This window comes from Trueperella sp. HMSC08H06 (genome assembly GCF_001808465.1).
Lineage (GTDB): Bacteria > Actinomycetota > Actinomycetes > Actinomycetales > Actinomycetaceae > Trueperella > Trueperella bernardiae.
This window is the reverse complement of the sequence record NZ_KV793354.1, coordinates 1-21,381: the sequence shown is the minus strand read 5'-3', so window position 1 is coordinate 21,381 and position 21,381 is coordinate 1. Positions and strand designations below refer to the sequence as shown.

The following is a 21,381-nucleotide window of genomic DNA, read 5'->3' as shown; positions in this document are numbered from 1 at the left end:
TACTCCACCACGCGGCGCCAATTGACGCCGATCGGCAGGTCGTGCTTGTCCTTGCAGGCGATCTGGCAGGCCTTGCAGCCCGTGCAGAGCTCCTGGTCGAAGTGGAAGCCGTAGTTACCCCCGGCAACGGCGTAGCTTGCCGAGTCCTTGTCAGTCATGATTCCCATCGAGATCACGCCTTCTCAACTTGAACGAGCGCCGTGTGCCCCGGGTTCCCCTTGGCGAGGGGGGAGGGGTGGTACTTCATGAGCGTGTTGATACAGCCGCCTTCGTCGACGCCGTCGGCGTTCGGCTTGTACCACGCGCCCTGCGGCAGGGACACGACGCCGGGCACGATGCGCGGAGTCACGCGCGCCTCGGTCTTGACCTTGCCGCGGTCATTGAACACGTAGATCGTGTCGCCGTTGGCGATGCCGCGAGCCTCCGCGTCTGCGGGGTTGATCCACAGCATCTGCGGGTGCAACTCCAGACCCTTTTCGAGGTTCGCGTAGCTGGAGTGGGTGCGGCCCTTGTAGTGGTGAGCGATGCACTGCAGCGGGTACTTATCGTTCGTACGGGCCTCGGCCTGGCCCTCCCACGTCTCGAGGTACTCGGGGATCGCGGTGACGCGGTCGCCCGCGCGCTCGCCCTCGAAGACCCACGTCTTGGAGTATTCGTACAGCGGCGCGGAGAAGATGTCGATCTTGCCCGACGCCGTCTCCAGCGGGTTCGCCTCGGGATCCTCGCGGAAGTCCTTCATGGCCACCCGGTGCTTGCCGGAGTAAGCGCGGAAGACGCCGACCTCGGGCCAATCCTCCTCGGTGGGGAAGCCCTCCACGTTGGCGCGGGTCTCATCGATGAGCCACCGGCGCCACTCCTCCTGGGTGCGGCCCTGGGTGAACTCCTGCTCGATGCCAAGCCGGCGCGCGATCTCGGTGCACATTTCGTAGCCGGTCTTCGCGTCGTACAGCGGCTCGATCGCCTTGTCGCCCCAGATCGCCCAGCCCATGTCGCCACACGAGGCGCCGGGGATGATGTCGATCTCCTCGAAGTTTGTGGTGGAGGGAAGGACGATGTCGCCCCAGTCGCAGCTGGCGGTCCACTGGTGGTCAATCACCACGATGAACTCGCATTTCGTGTCATCCCGCAACGCCTCTTGGGTGTAGTGGATGTCGTTGTGCTGGTTGATGAGGGTGTTGGAGGCGTTGACCACCATGAGCTTGATGCCCACGTCCAGCTTCTTCTTGCCGCGCACGCCGTCCTTTTCGGCCGTCATCGACGGTCCGTCCATGATGGCGTCGGGCCAGTTGAAGCAGGAGATCTGCGTGCTCACGGGCGGCTTTTCGCCGTCGAAGAGCGGGAATGCCTTGACGGGCAAAGTGGTGTTGCCCTCGCGGGCGCCGTTGCCGCCGCCCGGGATGCCGATGTTGCCGGTCACGGCGGCGAGGGTGAAGACCGCGCGCGCGCCGTTCTCCCCGTTCGCGTGGCGCTGCAGGCCCCAGCCCTGGGTGATCGCGCACGGCTTGGCGTTCGCGATCTCGCGGGCGAGGCGGCGGATGGTCGTCGCCGGAACGCCGGTGATGTCCTGCGCCCACTCGGGGGTCTTCTCGATGCCGTCGGCCCCCTTGCCCTCGATGTAGGAGCGGTAGGAGTTGTGCGGCGGGATGCCCTCAGGCATGTGGTCCTCGTCGAAGCCGATGCAGTACTTGTCGAGGAAGTCCTGGTCCTGGAGGTTCTCGGAGAGGATCACGTGGATCATGCCGGCCACGAGCGCGGCGTCGGTGCCGGGCTTGATTGGCACCCACTCGTCGCCCACGGCCAGCGCAGTCTCTGAGTAGCGCGGGTCGATGATGATCGTCCGGATCCCGTACTCGGACTTCGTCTTTTGCACGACGGCGAGCTCGCCGCCGCCCGACATGCGGGTCTCCAGCGGGTTATTGGCGAACATGACCTGAAGCTTGGAGTTCTTCACGTCCTCGAGCGAGTTGGACGGGATCCAGCCGCCATAGTGGAACAAAGTGCCGGCCGCGAGCTGGGCCGTGGAGTAGTCGCCGTACTGGCCGAGGTAACCACCGTAGGTGTTGAGCAGGCGCGGCCAGGTGCCGCGCTTCGTGATGTTGCCGCCGGTGGAGCCGGAGCCGTAGTGATACCACAGGGCTTCGTTGCCGTAGGTTTCCTTCACGCGCTTGAGTTCGGAGGCGATCGTGTCGAAGGCCTCCTCCCACGTGATCTCCTCCCACTTGCCCTCGCCGCGCTGGCCCACGCGCTTCATCGGCTTCTTGATGCGATCGGGGGAGTAGATGCGCTCGCGCTGGTTGCGACCGCGCACGCACGCCCGGATCTGGAAGTCGCCAAATTCGTCCGAGCCCGTGTTGTCCGCGAGCACGCGAACCACGGCGCCGTCCTTGACCTGGAGGCGCAGCGGGCAGCGGGACTGGCAGTTGGCCAGGCAGGCGTTCCACACCGTCTTATCCACGCCTTCCATGCCGTCGGTCTGAGCGGCCACGGCAGGAGTGGGGAGATGAGAGGTGGTCGCAGCGAGGCCAGCTACTCCGGCAGCCACGCCTGACCACTTGAGAAATGTTCGGCGAGACGGGCCAGTCGTCCCGTCTAGCTTCGGGGGCAGAGTCTGAGTCATGCCGGTTCTCCTTATCGAGTCGGTCCGCCCCGGGGTGCCGGAGTCATGTTCCGAATCTATCTGCTAAAAGACAGGTGTTTAACAGTGACGACCCGCCTACCAGGATTTTTGTGGCCCAATGTCTGATTTGCCCGAAATAAATAGGTGATAGTTTGGTTTCTAATATGCGGCTGCGCCGGGGCGGCAGGGCCGAAGGGACGGGGCGGCAGGGTGTCGTCGTCGGTATAATTCCTGCCAGGAGGCGCGATGGAGATGAACAACGACCCGCGGTACGTGCGCGTGCGCGGGCAGCTGTGTGACGCGGCGCGCCGGCTTGCCCTGACCAAGCCGGCGGATTCCATCACGGTGGCGGAGCTAACGCGCGAGGCCGGGGTGTCGCGCACTACCTTCTACCAGCACGGGGATTCGCCGGCGCAGTTCGTTGCGGACATGGTGGTCGACGTGCTGCAGCCCTACCTTGACGAGCTGATCGACGCCGTTGCCACCCCGAACGAGAACTACCTCCTGCGCTGGCGGGAGACCTACGTGCGGATGCTAACCGAGCTGCGCGAGCACCGGGAGTTCCTGAGCGCGCTGTTCGCCCCGAATCAGCCGGTGGTGGTCGGGCACATTACCCGCCGTCTGGCCCTCATCTTCGACGCCTACGTGGACGAGTTCACCTCCCACCTGCGCGAGGAAACCGTGTCGAACCTGTGGACGGCGATGGCCACCACCCAGCAGGTGTACAACCTCATCGCGGTGCTGGTGGCGTGGCTTGGCACGGACATGAAGGAGAGCCCGGACGTGGTGGTCAACACCTACCTCTCTCTCGCGCCGCCCTGGCAGCTGGCACGCTTCCAGGATGATGGCACGGTGTCGCTACGCCGCCTGCGCGCCATTTCCGACATCGCCGCCGGCGCCCGGGGCCGCAAGCTGTAAGTGGTGCCACGGCGCGGCGGCTCGACACGTGCCGCGGGGCGGGCTAGGCTGTGGGTAGTCTTTAAGGCGGTCAGAGAACCGGCAAGACGCCTCGCTTCTGCCCTGCCTTCTGGCGGGGCTTTTTTCTGCCAGGGGTACGGGCGCGGCACCGCGGCAACGCGTGCCTGAGCGACGCGCGGCACCGCGCTCTCTTTCCGCGAGGGAAGGAGAAGGAATGACCACCGTGCTCGACGCGCCGGCAATCGGCCGCTCCCTCATCCGCATCGCCCACGAAATCCTCGAATCCACGCGCGGCACCGACGGCCTGGTGCTGGTGGGCATCATCAACCGCGGCGACACCATTGCCCGCCACCTCGCCACCATGATCAAGCGCATCGAGGGCGTGGAGGTCCCGGTCGTCCACCTCGATATCACCGATTTTCGTGACGACGCCCGCCCGGCCAGCGCCCAGCCCGCGCGCCCCGCGCCCGGAGCGGCTGAAGGTGACGACGCGGGCCGCGGTGCCGGCGTTGTGATCCCGGACCTAACGGGAAAGAAGGCGGTGCTGGTCGACGACGTCCTCTACACGGGCCGCACCGCGCGCGCCGCGATGGACGCGCTGCTCTCGGCCGGCCGCCCGTCGCGCATCTGGCTGGCCGTCCTGGTGGATCGCGGGCACCGCGAACTACCCATCCGCGCAGACTTCGTGGGCAAGAACGTGCCCACGCACGCGGCCGACAAGGTCGTGGTCAAGATCGAACCCACAGACAAGCAGACCTCGGTTGAGGTTGTGGAGGTTTCCCGATGAGTATCCTGTCTACCCGCCACCTGATGACGATGGACGACCTGTCCATCGCCGACATCGAAACGATCCTCGACCGCGCCGACCTGCACGCCGCCGCCAACGCCTCCGGGCCGGGCACCAAGAAGCACGGCAGCCTGCGCGGGCAGACGATCGTCAACCTCTTCCTGGAGCCCTCCACTCGCACCCGCACCTCCTTCGAGATCGCGGGCAAGCGGCTCGGCGCGGACGTCATCAACATCTCCGGCTCGGCGTCCTCGATCGCGAAGGGGGAGTCGCTGGTGGACACCGCGCAGACCCTCGACGCGATGGACACCGACATGGTGGTCATCCGGGCGCGCGCCGCCGGCAGCCCCCAAATCGTGCGCCGCAACATCCGCGGCTCGGTTATCAACGCCGGCGACGGCAAGCACGAACACCCCACCCAGGCCCTCCTCGACCTGCACACCATGCGCGCCAACTTCGGCCGGATCGCGGGTCTGCGCGTGGCGATCGTGGGCGACATCGCGCACTCGCGCGTGGTCGGCTCGCTCGCCCGCGTGCTCGGCCGGCTCGGCGCGAGCGTGGTGGTGGCCGGCCCGCCCGCCTTCCTGCCCGCCCGTCCCGACGTGCTCGGTGTGGAAGTGGCCGCTAGCGTGGACGAGGCGATCTACGGCGCCGACGTCGTCTACCTCCTGCGCATCCAGCTCGAGCGGCTCGGCAGCCTGCAACTCCTACCCTCGTTACGCGAATACGCCCGCTTCTGGGGTATGAACTCGCAGCGCCTGGCCGCGCTCGCCCCACACACAGTCATCATGCACCCCGGCCCTATGAACCGCGGCGTGGAAATCACGCAGGAGGTGGCCGACTCGATCCCGGCCCGCGTGCTCAACCAGGTCAACTCGGGCGTGGCCGTGCGGATGGCCATCATGGAACTTCTCCTCGCGAACTGTGCCGAGGATCTGTCCCCCATCGCCGCGAAGGAGCTGGTCAATGCGTAAGATTCTGCAGGGTGCGCGGGTCGTGGACCCCCAGGTGGGGCTCGACGCCGTGGCCGACATTTACGTCCGGGACGGCCGGATCGTGGCGATTGTTGTCGACGTCGACGGGCCGGCGAACGCCGAGGGATCGGACGCGGCGGGAGCTTCGGACGCGGCGGACGCGGTCGGCGTCGTTGGCGAATGGGCGGAAGTCGAGCGGGTGGACCTGCGCGGCAAGGTGGTGCTGCCGGGACTGTTCGACATGCACGTGCACTTCCGCGAGCCCGGGCAGGAGCACAAGGAAGATATCCTCACCGGCTCGCGCGCGGCGGCCCGCGGCGGCTTCACCGGGGTGGCGACCATGGCGAACACGACGCCGGTGGTGGACAACGGCAAGCTGATCGAGAGACAGATCGAGCGTGGCGAGGAGGTCGGGCTCGTGGACATCTTCCCGATCGGTGCCGTGACGAAGGGGCTCGAAGGCAAGGAGCTCGCCGAGATGGGCGAGATGGCCGAGGCCGGCGCGGTCGCCTTCTCCGACGACGGGCACGGCATCCAGCACGGCGGGCTCATGCGGCTCGCGCTCGACTACGCCAAGGTGTGGGACCGGCCGATCATCACGCACTCGCAGGATGATGCGGTGGTCGGTAGCGGCGTCGTGAACGAGGGCGTGGTCTCTACGCGGCTGGGGCTCGCCGGCTGGCCTGCCCAAGGGGAAGTGGTGCAGATCTTGCGCGACGTCGAGCTGGTAAGGCTGACCGGCGGGCGCATGCACGTGGCCCACATCTCCACGGCGCCCGGGGTGGAGGTCGTGCGTGAGGCGAAGGCCACCGGGCTGGATGTGACCGCCGAGGCGACACCGCACCACCTATTCCTCACCGAGGACGACATCACCACCGAATACGAAACGTACCTGAAGGTCAACCCGCCGCTGCGCGCCCACGCTGACGCGGAGGCGCTGGCCCAGGCCGTGGTGGACGGGACGATCGACGTGATCGCCACCGACCATGCCCCGCATGCTGCGCATGAGAAGGACCTCGAGTTCGAAAACGCGCCCTTCGGGATGATCGGGCTGGAGACCTCGCTTCCGGCCGTGTTCACCGGGCTCGTGCAGCCCGGGCGGATCGGGTGGGACCGCGTGGTCGAGCTCATGGTGGCGCGCCCGCGCGAGATCCTGCGGCTCGCACCCCAAAAGATCGAAGCCGGGGCCGAAGCCAACCTGTGCGTGTTCGACCCCGAAGGGACCACGCCGGTGGACCGGGAGCATTTGGCCTCAAAGTCGGCGAACTCCGGGTTCTGGGGGCGCGTGCTCCACGGCGAGGTGTGGGGCACCATGCTCCGTGGGGAGTTCACCTACCGCGAGGGGGCGGTGGCCAAGTGAGCGAGATGGCTGGCGGCGTGGCTGGGGCTGCGGGAGACGGGGATATGGCCGGGGCGGCCGGGCGCGTCATCGTGGCCCTCGACCTGCCTGAAGGCGAGGCGCTCGCGCTCGCGGACATGCTCCCGCGCGGGGCGTGGCTCAAGGTGGGCATGACCCTGTTCTACGCGGCCGGGCCGCGCATTGTGACCGAGCTGAAGGCACGCGGATTCCACGTTTTCCTGGACCTCAAGCTCCACGACATCCCACACCAGGTGCGCGAGGCCAGCGCCGTGCTCGGGGAGCTCGGCGCGGACCTGCTCACCGTGCACGGCGCGGGCGGCGCCGACATGGTCGCCGCCGCCCGTGAAGGCCTGACCCGCGTGGGTGCCCCCACGAAGATTCTGGCTGTCACCGTGCTGACTTCGATGGACGCCGCCGGTTTGGAACAGATCGGCGTGGGGCGGGCCCTGCCGGACCAGGTGCGCGAACTCGCGCGAGCCTCTTATGCGGCGGGGGCGGACGGCGTCATCTGCTCACCGCTGGAAGCGGGCGACCTGCGCGGCGTGCTCGGCCCCGAGGCGCTTATCGTCACGCCCGGGGTGCGGCCGGCTGGCGCGGACGTCGGCGATCAGTCGCGCGTGGCTACGCCCGGCGCGGCGGTCAAGGATGGGGCGAGCCACGTGGTGGTCGGAAGGCCGATCACGCAGGCCGCGGACCCGGCGGCGGCATTCGAGGCAATCGCCGCAGATATCAGGGGGAACAATGCTCACTAACGATGAGATTCTGGCGCGCGTGCGCGAAACCGAAGCGATCCGGCACGGGCACTTCGCGCTGACGAGCGGACGGCACTCCGACACGTACATTCAGTGTGCGCGGGTGCTCGAATCGCCGGACGTGACGGCCGCGCTCGCGCAGGAGGCGGTGCGGCGGCTGGACGTGGAGGTCGACATAGTGGCCTCGCCGGCCGTGGGCGGCATGCTGTTCGGCTTCGCGGTGGCGCTCGCCCTGCACAAGCGCTTCGTGTTCACCGAGCGGGTGGACGGCGCGATGCAGCTTCGGCGCTCCTTCGAGATCCCGCGCGGGGCGCGCGTGCTCGTGGTGGAGGACGTGGTCACCACCGGCGGGTCCGTGGCTGAGGTCGTGGCGCTCGTGGAGGCCGCGGGCGCCGAGGTGGTGGGCGTGGTCGCGCTCATCGACCGCAAGACCGAACGCAAGTTTACCGCGCCCTTCTACCCGCTGCTCTCCCTACCCACGGAATCGTGGGCGCCGGAGGAGTGCGGGCTGTGCGCGGCGGGCGAGGAGCTGGATTCGCCGGGCAGCCGCCGGCTGTAGCCGGCCGGTACCCGGTTGTACCTGCCGAAAACGTCCCTTCGCGGGACGATTGTAATATTTTGGACGATTCCGGGCCGATCTCCTCATATAAGAAGATCGGCCCGGAATCGTCCAGTGAATTCAAATCCGGCCCGGCGGCGCCCCGGTCCGCCGGCCCAGTGCGCCCGGCCTTAGAGCGCCGCGATCTCCCTGATGAGGGCCGGTCCGCGGTAGATGAACCCGGTGTAGAGCTGGATGGCTTTGGCGCCGGCGTCGAGGGCGGCGGCTGCGTCGGCGTCGGTCATGATTCCGCCCGATCCCACGACGTCGACGCCCGAGTGCTCAGCCACGTACCGGATCACCTGCAGGGAGCGCCGGGTGAGCGGCGCGCCGGACAGTCCGCCCGTCTCGGCGGCCGCGGAGGAGCGTAGGCCGGCGGGCCGGGCGTTGGTGGTGTTGGTGGCGATGAGCGCGTCCACGCCCATCTCCTCGGCCACGCCTAGCACGCCATCGATCTCGAGCCACCCCATGTCGGGGGCGATCTTGAGCCACAGCGGCAGCCGGTCGCCGGCCCGCACCTCGTTGAGTGCCTGGAGTAGGTCGCGTAGTGCGGCCGGGTCCTGCAGGTCGCGCAGCCCGGGGGTGTTGGGGCTGGAGACATTGATCGCCACGTAGTCAGCCACGTCGGCCACTTCGCGCAGGCAGTCGACGTAGTCGGTGATGAAGTCCTCGTTCGGCGTGGTCTTGTTCTTGCCGATGCTCATGCCGATCCGCAGGCCGAGCGCGTAGTTCCCGCGCTTCACGCCCCACGCGCGCAGCCGCCCGGCGCCGGCCGCTGCGCCCGGGTTGTTGAAGCCCATCCGGTTGATGATTGCCTGGTCTTGTGGCATGCGGAACATGCGCGGTTCGGGGTTGCCGGGCTGTGGGTGCGGTGTGAAGGTGCCGAGCTCCGCGCCGGCGAACCCGAGCGCCGACCACATCCGCGCCGCCTCGCCCGTCTTGTCCAGGCCGGCGGCGAGTAGCACGGGGTGGCGGAACTCCACACCGCCTGCGCGCACGGGCTTGGTCGGCACGCGCAGCACGGGCAGGTTGGCGGAGATCTGCGCGCCGAAGCTCCCAAGCAGCCCGCCCGACGCCCCCAGCGCCCGCATCATGAGGTCATGGATCTCCTCGGGGTCCTTGCGAAACAGGAGTGGCCGCGCGATCCGCTCATAGCCAAACGCCGACGACGCCGTCACCGCGGCCCTCGCCATCTTCGCCGCGTTGTCGAGTGTGAAGTCCATGTGCGCACCTTTCGGCGTGGTTCAGCCAGTTCACCTCAGTTTACCGGCAATGCCCGCGCTCCCCGCTCCTTCTCATCCCCTGGCCGGCGAGATCTCAGTTTTCGGACGACGCCGTCCGCGCACTCTCCGCCGCGCCTTCCAGTCACGCCTCGCCCCACCCTGCCCAGCCGCTCCAGGATCGACGCAAGGTTGGCGCGAAGTCACGGTTCCGGCGTCGTCGGAACCCACCCTTGCCCCGCTCCCCAAAGTTGAGCGGAAGTGACTCAAGAAATAGTCACAGGTATTGACGAAACTTTCTCGAGCGCCTTATCCTGTATTCGGAACAAAACATAGAAGGGGTTGCGGGCTGCGGGCCCGAATCCGAAAGAAGGAGTTACACATGGCACGTGCAGTTGGTATTGATCTTGGTACCACCAATTCCGTGGTCGCTGTCCTTGAGGGTGGCGAGCCCACGGTTATCGCGAACGCGGAGGGCATGCGGACCACCCCGTCGGTGGTGGGTTTTTCGAAGACGGGCGAGGTGCTGGTTGGTGAGATCGCCAAGCGCCAGGCTGTCGCTAACCCGGACCGCACGGTTTTGTCGGTCAAGCGCCACATGGGCGATTCGTCGTGGAAGGTCGCAATTGACGACAAGTCCTACACCCCCCAGCAGATCTCGGCCTACATCCTGCAGAAGCTGAAGAAGGATGCGGAGACGTACTTGGGCGAGCCGGTCACGGACGCCGTTATCACGGTCCCGGCCTACTTCAATGACGCGCAGCGTCAGGCCACGAAGGACGCGGGCCAGATCGCCGGCCTCAACGTCCAGCGCATTGTCAATGAGCCCACGGCGGCGGCGCTCGCCTACGGCCTGGAGAAGGGCAAGGAAGATGAGATGATCCTCGTCTTCGACCTGGGCGGCGGTACGTTCGACGTGTCGCTGCTGGAGGTCGGCAAGGATGACGACGATTTCTCGATCATCCAGGTCCGCGCCACCTCGGGCGACAACAAGCTCGGTGGCGATGACTGGGATCAGCGCATTGTGGACTGGCTGGTGTCGCAGACGAAGAACGCTTACGGCGTGGACCTGTCGAAGGACAAGGTGGCAGTCCAGCGTCTCAAGGAGGCCGCTGAGCAGGCGAAGAAGGAGCTGTCGTCGGCAACCTCCACGAACATTTCGCTGCAGTACCTGTCGATGTCTGAGAACGGCCCGATCCACCTGGATGAGACGCTCACCCGCGCCAAGTTTGAGGACATGACGCGCGATCTGCTCGAGCGCACGAAGGCACCGTTCAAGAAGGTCATCGAGGATGCGGGCATCAAGCTGTCGGAGATCGATCACGTGGTGATGGTCGGCGGTTCTACCCGTATGCCGGCCGTGACCGAGGTGGTCAAGGAGCTGACGGGCGGGCGCGAGCCGAACAAGAGCGTGAATCCGGACGAGGTCGTGGCCGTGGGCGCTGCCCTGCAGGCCGGCGTCATCACGGGCGACCGCACGGACGTCCTGCTCATCGACGTCACCCCGCTGTCGCTCGGCATCGAGACCAAGGGTGGCGTGATGACCAAGCTCATCGAGCGCAACACGGCGATCCCCACCAAGCGTTCGGAGGTCTTCTCCACCGCTGAGGACAACCAGCCGTCGGTGCTCATCCAGGTCTACCAGGGCGAGCGCACCTTCGCGCGTGACAACAAGCTGCTTGGCACGTTCGAGCTGTCCGGCATTGCGCCGGCCCCGCGCGGCATCCCGCAGATCGAGGTCACCTTCGATATTGACGCGAACGGCATTGTCCACGTCTCCGCGAAGGATCGCGGCACGGGCAAGGAACAGTCCGTCACGATCACGGGCGGCTCGGCCCTGTCGAAGGAGGACATCGAGCGCATGGTGAAGGAGGCCGAGGAGAACGCGGCCGAGGACGCCAAGCGCAAGGAGGAGGCCGAGGTCCGCAACTCCGCGGAGCAGCAGTCCTACTCGATCGAGAAGCTCCTCGATGAGAACAAGGACAAGCTCGACGATTCCGTGACCAGCGAGGTCCGCGCCGCTGCCGAGGCGGTCAAGGAGGCCCTCAAGGGTGACGACGTCGAGGCGATCAAGTCCGCCCAGGAGGAGCTGAACACGAAGGCTCAGAAGATCGGCGAGGCGCTCTACGCCCAGGCCCAGCAGGAAGGCGCCCCCGGCGCTGAGGGCTGGACGGATGCGGCGAACGCGGCTCGTGATGCCGAGGATGACGTGGTCGACGCCGAGATCGTTGACGACGAGGATTCCAAGAACTAACGCGGGCTGAAGGGGGCGGCGTGTTACGCCGCCCCTTGTCCGTACAGGCATTCGGAGAAAGGAATGGGCATGACGAACGAGGATTTCGGTGGCCAGCCCGATGAGCAGATGAACGACGTCGCCCAGGCCCCCGATCAGGCGGCGCCCGAGCAGGACACCACCCAGCCCGCCACGGACGCGGGCGAGGACGCAACCGGGCAGACCGACGTCGTTGGCGAGCTGTCCGAACTGGACCAGGCGCTGCTGCGCGTGGCCGAACTGGAGGAGGAGCTGGCGCGCCGCAAGGCCGACCTGTACAACCTCGGCCAGGAATACAACGGGTACGTCAAGCGCTCGAAGGCGGAGGCGCGCGTGCAGTACGAGGCGGGGATCACGAAGGTGATCGACACGCTGCTGTCCGTGCTCGACGACGCCGCCCTCGCCCGCCAGCACGGGGACCTCACGGGGCCCGCCGGCGCGGTGGTGGACAAGCTCGAGCAGACGCTACAGACGAACTTTGGGCTCGAACGCTACGGCGAACCGGGCGACGAGTTCGACCCCGAGCATCACGAGGCGCTGATGAACACCACGTCGGCGGATGTGGAGGTCCAGCAGGTCGCCCACATCATCCAACCCGGCTACAAGCAGGGCGAGAAGGTTGTGCGGCCGGCGCGGGTCGGCGTCGTGAGCCCGGAGTAGAAGACGAACAGTGACGGAAGGCAAGGAGGTGAAGAATGGCAGCTAGTCAGGATTGGATGTCGAAGGATTTTTACGCGGCGCTGGGGCTGAAGAAGGACGCGACCGAAGCCGAAATCAAGAAGGCCTACAACACGTACGCACGCAAGTACCACCCGGATCGCAACCCGGGCGACAAGGCGGCGGAGGAGAAGTTCAAGGCCGCCTCCGAGGCGTACCAGGTGCTGTCGAATGCGGAGGACCGCAAGCAGTATGACGCGATCCGTTCGATGGCCGGCGGCGGCGCGCGATTCTCACCGGGCGCCGGCGGGTTCGAGGACATCTTTTCGAACTTCGGCGGCGGCAACGTGCGGTTCACCGCGAATGGGGCGAATCCGGGCTTTGAGGACATCCTGTCGCAGATGTTCGGCCAGGGCGCGCCGCAGGCAAACGGCCAGGGAGGCTTCGGGTTCTTCGGTTCACGACGCCGCCCGGAGCGTGGCGCCGACGTGGAGACGTCGATTTCGATCCCGTTACGTCATGCGGTAGACGGCACCACCGTCACCGTGACGAGCGGCGGGGAGAAGGTGACCGCGAAGATCCCCGCGGGGATCGCGAACGGCCAAAAGATCCGCATCAAGGGCAAGGGCGGCCAGGGGCAAAACGGTGGCGAGCGCGGGGACGTGCTGGTCAAGGTCACCGTGGAGCCGCACCCGGTCTACGATCTGGACGGGCGGGACGTGTACGTCAACGTGCCTGTCTCGTTCGATGAGGCGGCGCTGGGCGCCACGATCGAGGTGCCCACGCTCGAGGGCAAGCAGGTCAAGGTCAAGGTGCCGGCCGGCTCCAGCTCGGACAAGGTGATGCGCGTGCGCGGGAAGGGGCTCGCCTCCCACCACGGGGCGAAGGGCGACATGTACGTGCGCCTGAAGGTCGTGGTGCCGAAGCGGCTCTCGGACGAAGCGCGGGCCGCCGTGGAACAGTTCCGCGACGTGACCGCCGACGCCGATCCGCGGCGCGAGTTCGATCAGATGGCTAGGATTTAAGGGAGGCCTGCCGGGAGGTCGGCGGGCCGAGAGTCAAGGAGGTGAGTGATGGCGAAGGTATCGAAGTCGGCACCCATTTTGTCGGTGACGGTGGCTGCGGAGCTGGCGGGAATGCACGCCCAGACGGTGCGCCAGTATGACCGGATGGGGCTTGTCACCGCTCACCGCACGCGAGGCGGGGGCCGGCGATACTCGCTGGCCGACGTCGAGAAGCTGGTCGAGATTCAGCGCCTGTCCCAGGAGGAGGGCGTGAGCCTGGCCGGCATCGCGAAGATTTTTGAGTTGCAGGCACGGCTGGAGAAGGCGGAGCGGGCGCGGGAGCGGCTCGAGCGGGAGAACGCCCGGATGCGGGCCGCCCTCGAGCTGCTGCGCGACGAGCTGACCCGCCGCGACTCCCGCCTGAACAGGGTGTTCGCCGCGGACCCGTCCGGCGACGTGCTCATGGCCGAACGCTTCGAAGACCTGCGCTCGGCGCTGCGCGAGCAGATGGAGCGCGAGCGAATGGTCGCCGGCAACGACGTGGTGCTCTGGCGCCCGCGCTACCTCGTCCCGCAGGGGCTGTTCTAACCCGTGGGCGAGATGCCCGTGGGTTGGCTGGCCGGAATGCCGGGGGAGGCTGGGCGTGAGCCGGGGCGCAAACCTGGCGACGCAATTGTGCAAGCGCGTGGGCGCGAACTTGGCCGTGCGGCCGGGCGCGAGATACTGACGGCCGGCCGGCTGCGGTCGGCGCTCGCGGCTGAGCTGGATCCGATTGTGGACGCGGGGCACCCGCTACCCGGGAAGGGCATGCGCCGGGCGGCCGTGCTCATCCTGCTCGACGCGGCGGACGACCCGGCCGTTCTTCTCACTCAACGCGCCGCCCACATGCGCAAACACGCAGGTCAAGTGAGCTTCCCGGGCGGGAGCATGGACCCGGGGGAGAGCGAGGTGCAGGCCGCGCTGCGCGAGGCCTGGGAGGAGTGTGCGATCCCTGGCGAGGGCGTGCAGGTGTGGGGCCAGCTGCCGGCGAGCTCCCTGCCCGTGACCTCTTTCTCGGTAACGCCCGTGGTAGGCGTGTGGGACTCGGCGCTGACGCTTGAGCCGGTGGCGAGCCCTGCCGAGGTGGAGGCGATCCACCTGGTGAAGGTGGCCGACCTTGCCGACCCCGCCAACCGCGGTAGCTGGCACCGGGCGGCGGCCGGCCGCGAGTATGGCGGGGCGGCCTTCCAGGTGGGCGACCTCGTGATCTGGGGCTTCACCGCCATGCTGCTGGATGGCCTGCTGGTCGTGGCCGGGTGGTCACGCCCGTGGGACACCGAGCGCCGCATCGCCGTGCCCCGGCGCTTCGGCGGCTGGGACTAGTGCGGGCCTTGGGCGCCGGCCCTGGGTTCCGGGCCCGCCAACCTTTGGTGCTGGGCCCGCCAGCGATTAAAGATATCTGGACGATTCTGGGCCTATCTTCGCATATGACAAGATCGCCCCGAATGCGTCCAAGAAATCTTAATTGGCCTGGGCCGCCTGGGGCGCCCGGGGAACTTGCCCGGCGGGGAGGGTGTGCGGGACGTCCGAGAACACGCCTGTGACTCCCCAGTTGAACAGTTCGTTGGCGCGGGCCGGGCTGTTGACCGTCCACACGTTCACCCCGTAGCCAGCGTCACGGAAGGCGCGGACCATCTCGCGGGTGAGGCCGCGGGAGTCGGGGTGGATGTGGTCGGCCTCGAGGAGCTCGAGCACCGAGCGCCAGTCCGGCCAGAGGTTCTCTCTCACGAACAGTGCGCCGATGGAGAGGTGGGGCGCCTTCGTCTTGACCTCCCGCAACAGCAGGTGGTTGAAGGACGAGATGATGAGCTTCGGGCCGTCGAGTCGATCGAGCTCCGCAAGCACGTTGTCCACCAGCAGGTGGCTCATTTGGGCGCCGGCCTCGTTCGACTTCAGCTCGATGTTGGCGTTTATGCCGGTGCCGTTCATGAAGTCGACCAGTTCGCGCAGCGTGGGGATCGGCTCCCTGGCGAACTCGGGAGAGAACCAGGAGCCAGCGTCGACCTCGGCAAGGTCGGCCTTGGCGAGCCCGTAGTACGAGCCGGAGCGGTTGGTTGTCCGATCCAGCGCTGTGTCATGAATGAGGATCGGCGTGCCGTCCCCAAGGATGTCCACATCGGTCTCGAGCCAGGTCAACCCCCGATCGGCGGCCGCCTTGAACGCCGCCATCGTGTTCTCGGGCGCGAGCCCGCTCAACCCACGGTGTGCGAAGATTCGCCTTTCCACGTTCAATCACCCATTCCTTCCACCCCTCTTATCTTAGTGGCACCAGCCGTGCCCGTGCGGGACTCCAACTCAGGCCGGGCATGCTACCCGCGCCAGAGCCGGCGCCGACAAGTCGCGCCTGACCTACCCGAGCAGCTCGGGTGCGTGCCACTCCTTGCCGAGCACGTGCTGATCCACGAACGCCATCACGGTCTGGTACCACACCAGCGAGTTGGAAGGCTTGAGCACCCAGTGGTTCTCATCCGGGAAGTAGAGGAACTTGTGCCCGCGCACCTTCGCCACCCGGTTCAGCGCCTGCCACAGGGCGTGGCTCTGCCCGATCGGCACGCGGTAGTCGCGATCCCCGTGGATGACGAGCATCGGCACCTCGATTTGCTCCGCGAAGCGGTGCGGGGAGTAGATCGCCTCCTGTGTGGGCATCATCCACTCGTACCATCCGCCGTTATCGGTGGTGCCGGCCATCTGGCCCACATTCCACAGCGAGGCGTGGCTGACGATGCAAGAGAAGCGGGTGCCTGTGTGCCCGGCCATCCAGTTGGCCATGTATCCGCCGTATGAGCCGCCGAGTAGCGCCGTGCGCTCACCCGAGATATCCGCCCGGGCCTCGGCGGCATCCACGAGTGCGAGGATGTCGGTGTAGGGTGCGTCGCCGATTGCGTCGTTGCCGCGGTCGATCATGTGCTGGCCATACCCCGTGGAAATCGCCGGGTCCGGCAGGAGCACCGCGTAGCCCTTCGCCGCGAATGGGCCCGGGTTCCAGCGCCACGTCCAGTCATTCCACGTGCCCCATGGGCCACCATGCACGAAGACGAGCAGGGGAGCCGGCGCCTCCGCACTGGCGCCCTCCGGCAACCAGAGCCAGGCGCGCACTTCCGTGCCGTCCTCGCCGTGGGCCGTCACCTCATCGAGCCGGCCCGGCGCCTGGACCGCCGGCGTCAGCGGCGCGAGCTCCTTAACCGTGCTGTCGAGTGCCACGCTAACCGGGCAGGGCGGCTGGTTGATCGCCGAACGCAGCGCGTAGATCGTGCCCTCCCGCACGCCCACGTTCGTGTACGCGAAGTCGTCATGCGTCAGGAGCGAGGCCGTGCCCTTCTCCAGATCCACCACGTACAACGACTGCCGGCCCCTGCGCGGGGCGCCGAGCACGAAGGCGGACTCACTCAGCCACGCCACCTCGCTCGGCCAGTCGCCGAACTCAACCCGGGTGCGCTGGCCGCTGCCCCGGTCCCAGACCTCTGCCCAGGACTGCAACGGCTGACCGTCCACGTTTCCCGACTCCACGAAAACCACGGCCCGCGTCCCCTCCGGCGAGTAGCTGCCCGCCGAATAGGAGCGGTAATCGGGCACGTCCTCCCGCTCGCGCGGGGCAATCGCCACCTCCCGCGCCTCACCCGAGGCCAGCTCCACCTCCCACACCGAGAAGACCTGCTCGGTGGAATCCTTCACCGTCTGACTGATCGTTACCAGCGCCCGCGCACCATCAGGCGAGAACGCCGCGCCCGCCAGCCGGCCCGCCGGCGTGGGTACGTGCCGAAGCTTCACCTCCGAGGTGGGCAGCTTCGACTCGCCACCGGCCGCGTCTCCGGCCTCACCAGCCGCGCCGTGTTCACCACTCGCACCGTGATCTCCGGACACGCCCTCAGCCGCGGCGCCATCCGGCACGCCGCCCTTCGGGCCCTCCACCGAGAAGTCCTCCAGTTCCGGCGCGTCCGCCACGAACAGCTTGGGGTAGGCCGGCCCGAGGTCGTGATCCCAGAATCGTACGGGGAAGCCCTCATGCAGGATGGCGCTGACCCCGCGTTCCTTGCGCTCGGCCACGAGCTTCGCATCCTCCTCCAGCGAGCGCCCCGGAAACACGTTGACCGTCAGCAGCAGTTTGCCGCCCTCGGCCGTCACCGAGCCGATCGAGCCGGGCGTGCGCAGCACCACACGCGCCTCGCCGCTTGGCGGTAGCATCCACAGCGCGTTCGATTCGCCCTCGCCGCGAGCATCATCCCGGCCGGAGGTGAAGTACACCTCCCCGCGCTCGCCGATCGCCATCAGGACCTCGCCCTTGACCGAGCGGGTGAGCGTACGCGGCGCGCCGCCCGTGATCTCCACCAACGTGGAGACATACTTATCCTTCTTTTTCGCCAGCCGCGCCACGGTGGCGACCGTGCGCCCGTGCCGCGTGGCAAGCGAGGTCACGCGAGGCTGCGCAATGAACTGTTCCATCGAATCAAAAATCGTCATGCCCTCATCCTAAAACGCCCCTCCGACACTTTTTCTGCCGCCCCCCTTTTCCCGCACTAATCCAAGGCAAACGGTTCGGCCGGGTAGTCCCCGAGCCTGCGCACAATGCGCGCTAGTTGCTCGGCCGTTCGCCATCCGCCGTTGAAAATCTGCGTGCCCGGCCCAAACAGCCGCCCGTTCGCCAACGGCCCGGCGTCTACCGGCGCAAATCCCAGCGCGTCAACGATCCGTGCGGCCGCAAGCCGGGCTTCGGCGTCGTCGGCGGCAACACACTGCCCGCGGCGGTAGTCGGTGGAGTGAGGGCGCGCGTCGAAGGCGAGGTCCGAATACGCTAGGTGGTTGAGCGTCTTGACCACGCGCGCGGCGGGGAATAACTCCTGCGTGATCAGGCTCGACGCCCGCGGCTCGCGCGCAAACCGGCTCGCGGCGTCGAGGCGCGGCCAATAGTTCCCGACGTCGATCGCCAGCCTCCCGTCCAGCGCCTCGGCCGGGATCGTCTCCAGTGCGGACAGTGGCACGGCGAGGAAAATGGGCGCCTTGGCGGGAAGATTTTTGATGTCAACGACGTCGATCGCGCGGGCCTGCGCCCCCAGCGTGGCGGCGAGCTCGGTGGCCGGACGACGCGCGGCGACCCACGGCGTCGTGCCGATTTCGAAAAAACGCTCAGCGAGCGAAATACCCATGAGACCTGCACCAATGATGATGGCGCCGCGCCGGAATTCTTCCATAAAAGTCCTCCCTTATTCCATCTTATAGTTCGTGTGTGAGGATGTATGGTTGTTAGACGCCAAGGTGAACAAGGATGTTAACCAAGCGGACACTTTTTTGTCGGACCCGGCAAGTATTGTTGCGATTAAGGCGTGCAATTACGTTTGAACATCACACGAAGGGAAAACTGTGAAACGCAGAAACACTCTAGTCGCGGCCCTCGCCGCTACTGTGCTTGCCCTGCCGCTGGCCACGCTGCCAGCGCAGGCGGACTCCACGGGCGCGACCGACCTCATCATCAGTGAATATGTTGAGGGGTCAAGCAACAACAAGTACATCGAGCTGTACAACGGCACGGATGCCGAGATTGACCTCAGCCAGTACACCATGGAGCTGTACACGAACGGTGCCACCACCACGAAGAACCCGCAAGCGCTGTCCTCCACGCTTGCGCCGGGTGCCACGTTCATCCTCGCCAACTCGCAGGCCAAGATCCATGGCTCGATGGCCGTGCTGACGAGCAGCGTCACTAACTTCAACGGCGATGACGTGCTCGTGCTCAAGAAGGGCGACCAGGTGGTCGACTCGCTCGGCCAGATTGGTGACACCGCGAAGTTCGGCGAGAACAAGACTCTGATCCGCAAGCCGAATGTGACTGCTGGAGACACGAACCCGAACGACGCCTTCGACGTGACCGTCGAATGGAACGCGAAGGGGATTGACGACATCTCCGACCTGGGCAAGCACACTATGAACGGCTCGGGCGCGCTCGATCCTGATCCGGACCCGGATCCTGAACCCGACCCGGATCCGCAGCCTGAGCCACAACCTGGCAACGTCGTAGCGATTGCGGACATCCAGGGCACGGGTGACAAGACCCCGCTGGAGGGTAAGACCGTGACCACGGAGGGCGTCGTTACGGCGCTCTACACCACGGGCGGCTTCAGTGGCTTCTACATGCAGACGCAGGGTACGGGTGGCACCCATGACGGCAACGCCTCGCACGGTATTTTCGTGTTCGACGCCGGCTTGAAGTTCTCCAAGACCCTGGCCAAGGGCGACTTCGTGCGCGTGACGGGCACGGCCGCCGAGTACTATGGTCTGACGCAGCTCAAGGACCTCACCGCCGTGGAGAAGATGGCGAAGGACGGCGTCGTGGATCCGAAGCCGGTGGTGCTGAACGAGTTCCCTGTGGGGAATGAGGCTCGTGAGAAGTACGAGGGCATGCTGGTTGATATCAAGGCCCCGATGACGATCACGAACAACTACCTGCAGAACAATACGAGCAAGAACAAGACGATCTTCACGGCGCGTTGGGGCGAGCTCGGCCTGACCCCGGGGGATAAACCTCTGCGTCAGCCCTCGGATCTTTACAACCCGGCGAAGAACCCGACTGAGATCGCTGCTCTCAATGAGGACAACGAGTCTAAGCTGATCAACCTCGACGACGGCATCTCCTTCGATCTGGTTAACTTCAAGTACGCGAACCACCGCATCCCGGTGGCGTACCTCGATGTGAAGAACCCGGCACGCGCCGGCGCGCAGGTGAACTTCCTGCAGCCGATGATCATCGATTACCGCGACAACACCTGGAAGATTCAGCCCACCGAGCCGGTCAACGTTGAGGGTGCGGAGGATAGCTTCAAGGACAACTCGGTCAACTGGGTGTCCTTCTCCAACAACGAACGGCCCTCTGCGCCGGAGAACCTGGGCGACGTGTCGCTGGCCACCTTCAACGTGCTGAACTACTTCATCACCACGGGCGACCAGCTGAATTGCAAGGGTTACCAGGATCGCGCGGGCAATCTCATTACCGCTAACGGCTGTGATGCCCGCGGCGCGGCCGATGCCGTGAACCTCAAGCGCCAGCAGGACAAGATTGTCACCGCGATCAACCAGCTCGACGCGAGCGTGGTTGGCCTCGAGGAGATTGAGAATTCCAAGAAGTTCAACAAGGATCGCGACGCCGCGCTCGATACCCTGGTTGCCGAGTTGAACAAGGGCGCAGGCACGGATAAGTGGGCGGCCGTGAAGTCGCCGGAGCAGGTTCCGGCTAGCGAGGACGCAATCCGTCTGGCGTTCATCTACCAGCCTGCGAAGGTTGAGCCGGTGGGCGCGTCCAAGATCCTGATCGGGAGCGCGGACTTCACCGGTAAGGCCCGTGAGCCGCTCGCGCAGGAGTTCCAGGCTCTCGATGCCAATGGCAATGCATCGGGCAAGTCTTTCGTGGCTGTCGCGAACCACTTCAAGTCGAAGGGCAGCCTCTCGGATAAGTCCGATACCGATGTCTACCAGGGCAACAACAACAAGTTGCGCGTGAAGCAGGCCCAGGCCCTACTTGCGTGGGTGGAGAAGGAGTTCGCTGGCAAGCCGATCTTCCTGCTCGGAGACTTCAACGCCTATTCGGCTGAGGATCCGATCCTTGCGATGGCCGATAAGGGTTACACCGATCTTGCTCCTAAGTTCGCTCCGGAGAAGCAGACCTACCAGTTCTCGGCTTACCAGGGCTCGCTCGATCACGTGCTGGCGAACCAGATGGCTCTTGACCTTGTGGTCGGCGGCGACATCTGGGACATCAACGCGGACGAGCCGCTCGCCTTTGAGTACTCGCGCTACAACTACAACGTCAAGTACAAGGAGCTCTACGACACCACGGCGTTCCGCTCGTCGGATCACGACCCGATCAAGATCAGCCTCAAGGTTCTTGAGAATGTCGAGCCCGAGGCGCCGGTAACCCCGAAGGCGCCGACTATGGATGGCGCCGGTATGGTCACGATCCCGACCGTTGAGGGTGTGGTTTACAAGGTCGGTGATCGGGAGGTCACCGGAACTGTTGAGGTGAAGCCTGGCCAGACTGTGACGGTGACGGCCGAGGCCGCGGAGGGCTTTGAGCTGGCCGCGGGTGCGGAAAAGTCGTGGGACTTCACGGTGAAGGCGCCGGAGCCCGGACCTGATCCCGAGCCGGAGCCTGAGCCTGGGCAGTGCGTGGTGATGGATCGTCCGGTTACGCCGTCGCG

At 66.3% G+C, this 21,381-nt stretch carries 18 protein-coding genes; 12 read left to right on the top strand and 6 right to left on the bottom strand.

Going from position 1 to position 21,381, the window contains the following annotated elements; genetic code table 11:
• Positions 1-158, bottom strand: a 158-nt coding sequence (locus HMPREF3174_RS09020; RefSeq protein WP_168160563.1) for a 4Fe-4S binding protein, incomplete at its 3' end; no start/stop codon positions are given.
• A 14-nt stretch (positions 159-172) separates the two neighbouring features.
• Positions 173-2,617, bottom strand: a complete 2,445-nt coding sequence (locus tag HMPREF3174_RS05160) for a DMSO/selenate family reductase complex A subunit (RefSeq protein WP_070448148.1) — start codon at positions 2,615-2,617, stop codon at positions 173-175.
• Between the two features lie 246 nt (positions 2,618-2,863).
• Here HMPREF3174_RS05160 and HMPREF3174_RS05155 point away from each other — a divergent pair, with 246 nt between their 5' ends.
• From HMPREF3174_RS05155 to pyrE, 6 genes are all read left to right on the top strand, one after another.
• Entirely contained in the window at positions 2,864-3,535 is a 672-nt protein-coding gene (locus HMPREF3174_RS05155; protein WP_062614076.1) for a TetR/AcrR family transcriptional regulator, read from the top strand.
• Positions 3,536-3,749: 214 nt separating this feature from the next.
• Positions 3,750-4,322: a bifunctional pyr operon transcriptional regulator/uracil phosphoribosyltransferase PyrR gene (gene pyrR, locus HMPREF3174_RS05150; protein ID WP_062614075.1), complete on the top strand. Its 573-nt coding sequence runs from the start codon at positions 3,750-3,752 to the stop codon at positions 4,320-4,322.
• The gene (locus tag HMPREF3174_RS05145; RefSeq protein ID WP_201783176.1) at positions 4,319-5,296 is read left to right on the top strand and encodes an aspartate carbamoyltransferase catalytic subunit; all 978 of its coding nucleotides are present in this window, start codon (positions 4,319-4,321) and stop codon (positions 5,294-5,296) included. Before pyrR ends, HMPREF3174_RS05145 begins: the two co-directional genes overlap by 4 nt.
• On the top strand, positions 5,289-6,656 hold the full coding sequence (locus HMPREF3174_RS05140) for a dihydroorotase (RefSeq protein ID WP_070448146.1): 1,368 nt from the start codon (positions 5,289-5,291) through the stop codon (positions 6,654-6,656). The genes HMPREF3174_RS05145 and HMPREF3174_RS05140 overlap by 8 nt, the downstream gene beginning before the upstream one ends.
• Positions 6,657-6,661: 5 nt before the next feature.
• Positions 6,662-7,408 (top strand): orotidine-5'-phosphate decarboxylase, encoded by a 747-nt coding sequence (gene pyrF, locus HMPREF3174_RS05135; protein ID WP_244899231.1) that lies wholly within the window; start codon positions 6,662-6,664, stop codon positions 7,406-7,408.
• Positions 7,398-7,967 (top strand): orotate phosphoribosyltransferase, encoded by a 570-nt coding sequence (gene pyrE / locus HMPREF3174_RS05130; protein ID WP_062614072.1) that lies wholly within the window; start codon positions 7,398-7,400, stop codon positions 7,965-7,967. Before pyrF ends, pyrE begins: the two co-directional genes overlap by 11 nt.
• Before the next feature lie 170 nt (positions 7,968-8,137).
• Here pyrE and HMPREF3174_RS05125 read toward each other — a convergent pair whose 3' ends face one another.
• Positions 8,138-9,229 (bottom strand): quinone-dependent dihydroorotate dehydrogenase, encoded by a 1,092-nt coding sequence (locus HMPREF3174_RS05125; protein ID WP_210382928.1) that lies wholly within the window; start codon positions 9,227-9,229, stop codon positions 8,138-8,140.
• Positions 9,230-9,608: 379 nt separating this feature from the next.
• Between HMPREF3174_RS05125 and dnaK the strand changes: the two genes are divergently transcribed.
• From dnaK to HMPREF3174_RS05100, 5 genes are all read left to right on the top strand, one after another.
• On the top strand, positions 9,609-11,480 hold the full coding sequence (gene dnaK / locus HMPREF3174_RS05120) for a molecular chaperone DnaK (RefSeq protein WP_062614071.1): 1,872 nt from the start codon (positions 9,609-9,611) through the stop codon (positions 11,478-11,480).
• A gap of 69 nt (positions 11,481-11,549) precedes the next feature.
• A complete protein-coding gene (locus HMPREF3174_RS05115) occupies positions 11,550-12,158 on the top strand; it encodes a nucleotide exchange factor GrpE (RefSeq protein WP_168160562.1) in 609 nt (202 codons plus the stop codon).
• A gap of 35 nt (positions 12,159-12,193) precedes the next feature.
• Positions 12,194-13,180 carry a DnaJ C-terminal domain-containing protein gene (locus HMPREF3174_RS05110; protein ID WP_068538556.1) on the top strand — a complete coding sequence of 329 codons (987 nt, stop codon included), beginning with the start codon at positions 12,194-12,196 and terminating at the stop codon, positions 13,178-13,180.
• A 48-nt stretch (positions 13,181-13,228) separates the two neighbouring features.
• Positions 13,229-13,747, top strand: coding sequence for a heat shock protein transcriptional repressor HspR (locus HMPREF3174_RS09620; RefSeq protein WP_062614068.1), 519 nt, complete (start codon positions 13,229-13,231; stop codon positions 13,745-13,747).
• Positions 13,748-13,759: 12 nt separating this feature from the next.
• Positions 13,760-14,521: an NUDIX hydrolase gene (locus HMPREF3174_RS05100; RefSeq protein WP_246783064.1), complete on the top strand. Its 762-nt coding sequence runs from the start codon at positions 13,760-13,762 to the stop codon at positions 14,519-14,521.
• Between the two features lie 138 nt (positions 14,522-14,659).
• Here HMPREF3174_RS05100 and HMPREF3174_RS05095 read toward each other — a convergent pair whose 3' ends face one another.
• The 3 genes from HMPREF3174_RS05095 to HMPREF3174_RS05085 all read right to left on the bottom strand — a co-directional run bounded on the left by HMPREF3174_RS05095 (position 14,660) and on the right by HMPREF3174_RS05085 (position 18,384).
• Entirely contained in the window at positions 14,660-15,424 is a 765-nt protein-coding gene (locus tag HMPREF3174_RS05095; protein WP_062614111.1) for a glycerophosphoryl diester phosphodiesterase, read from the bottom strand.
• A 123-nt stretch (positions 15,425-15,547) separates the two neighbouring features.
• Positions 15,548-17,656: an alpha/beta hydrolase family protein gene (locus tag HMPREF3174_RS05090; RefSeq protein ID WP_070448142.1), complete on the bottom strand. Its 2,109-nt coding sequence runs from the start codon at positions 17,654-17,656 to the stop codon at positions 15,548-15,550.
• 56 nt (positions 17,657-17,712) lie between these two features.
• Positions 17,713-18,384 carry an NADPH-dependent F420 reductase gene (locus HMPREF3174_RS05085; RefSeq protein ID WP_070448140.1) on the bottom strand — a complete coding sequence of 224 codons (672 nt, stop codon included), beginning with the start codon at positions 18,382-18,384 and terminating at the stop codon, positions 17,713-17,715.
• Positions 18,385-18,553: 169 nt separating this feature from the next.
• On the opposite strand from HMPREF3174_RS05085, the gene HMPREF3174_RS05080 reads away from it, so the two are divergent.
• A partial coding sequence (locus HMPREF3174_RS05080) for an ExeM/NucH family extracellular endonuclease (RefSeq protein WP_148132175.1) occupies positions 18,554-21,381 on the top strand: 2,828 nt, incomplete at its 3' end.

Excerpts from the sequence above, each read along its gene's own strand:
- HMPREF3174_RS05085 (WP_070448140.1), bottom strand. The coding sequence starts at position 18,384 with ATGGAAGAATTCCGGCGCGGCGCCATCATCATTGGTGCAGGTCTCATG.
- HMPREF3174_RS05155 (WP_062614076.1), top strand. The coding sequence starts at position 2,864 with ATGGAGATGAACAACGACCCGCGGTACGTGCGCGTGCGCGGGCAGCTG.
- HMPREF3174_RS05115 (WP_168160562.1), top strand. The coding sequence starts at position 11,550 with ATGACGAACGAGGATTTCGGTGGCCAGCCCGATGAGCAGATGAACGAC.
- HMPREF3174_RS05145 (WP_201783176.1), top strand. The coding sequence starts at position 4,319 with ATGAGTATCCTGTCTACCCGCCACCTGATGACGATGGACGACCTGTCC.
- HMPREF3174_RS05100 (WP_246783064.1), top strand. The coding sequence starts at position 13,760 with ATGCCCGTGGGTTGGCTGGCCGGAATGCCGGGGGAGGCTGGGCGTGAG.
- HMPREF3174_RS09620 (WP_062614068.1), top strand. The coding sequence starts at position 13,229 with ATGGCGAAGGTATCGAAGTCGGCACCCATTTTGTCGGTGACGGTGGCT.
- HMPREF3174_RS05090 (WP_070448142.1), bottom strand. The coding sequence starts at position 17,656 with ATGACGATTTTTGATTCGATGGAACAGTTCATTGCGCAGCCTCGCGTG.
- pyrE (WP_062614072.1), top strand. The coding sequence starts at position 7,398 with ATGCTCACTAACGATGAGATTCTGGCGCGCGTGCGCGAAACCGAAGCG.
- HMPREF3174_RS05140 (WP_070448146.1), top strand. The coding sequence starts at position 5,289 with ATGCGTAAGATTCTGCAGGGTGCGCGGGTCGTGGACCCCCAGGTGGGG.
- pyrR (WP_062614075.1), top strand. The coding sequence starts at position 3,750 with ATGACCACCGTGCTCGACGCGCCGGCAATCGGCCGCTCCCTCATCCGC.
- dnaK (WP_062614071.1), top strand. The coding sequence starts at position 9,609 with ATGGCACGTGCAGTTGGTATTGATCTTGGTACCACCAATTCCGTGGTC.
- pyrF (WP_244899231.1), top strand. The coding sequence starts at position 6,662 with ATGGCTGGCGGCGTGGCTGGGGCTGCGGGAGACGGGGATATGGCCGGG.
- HMPREF3174_RS05110 (WP_068538556.1), top strand. The coding sequence starts at position 12,194 with ATGGCAGCTAGTCAGGATTGGATGTCGAAGGATTTTTACGCGGCGCTG.
- HMPREF3174_RS05160 (WP_070448148.1), bottom strand. The coding sequence starts at position 2,617 with ATGACTCAGACTCTGCCCCCGAAGCTAGACGGGACGACTGGCCCGTCT.
- HMPREF3174_RS05125 (WP_210382928.1), bottom strand. The coding sequence starts at position 9,229 with ATGGACTTCACACTCGACAACGCGGCGAAGATGGCGAGGGCCGCGGTG.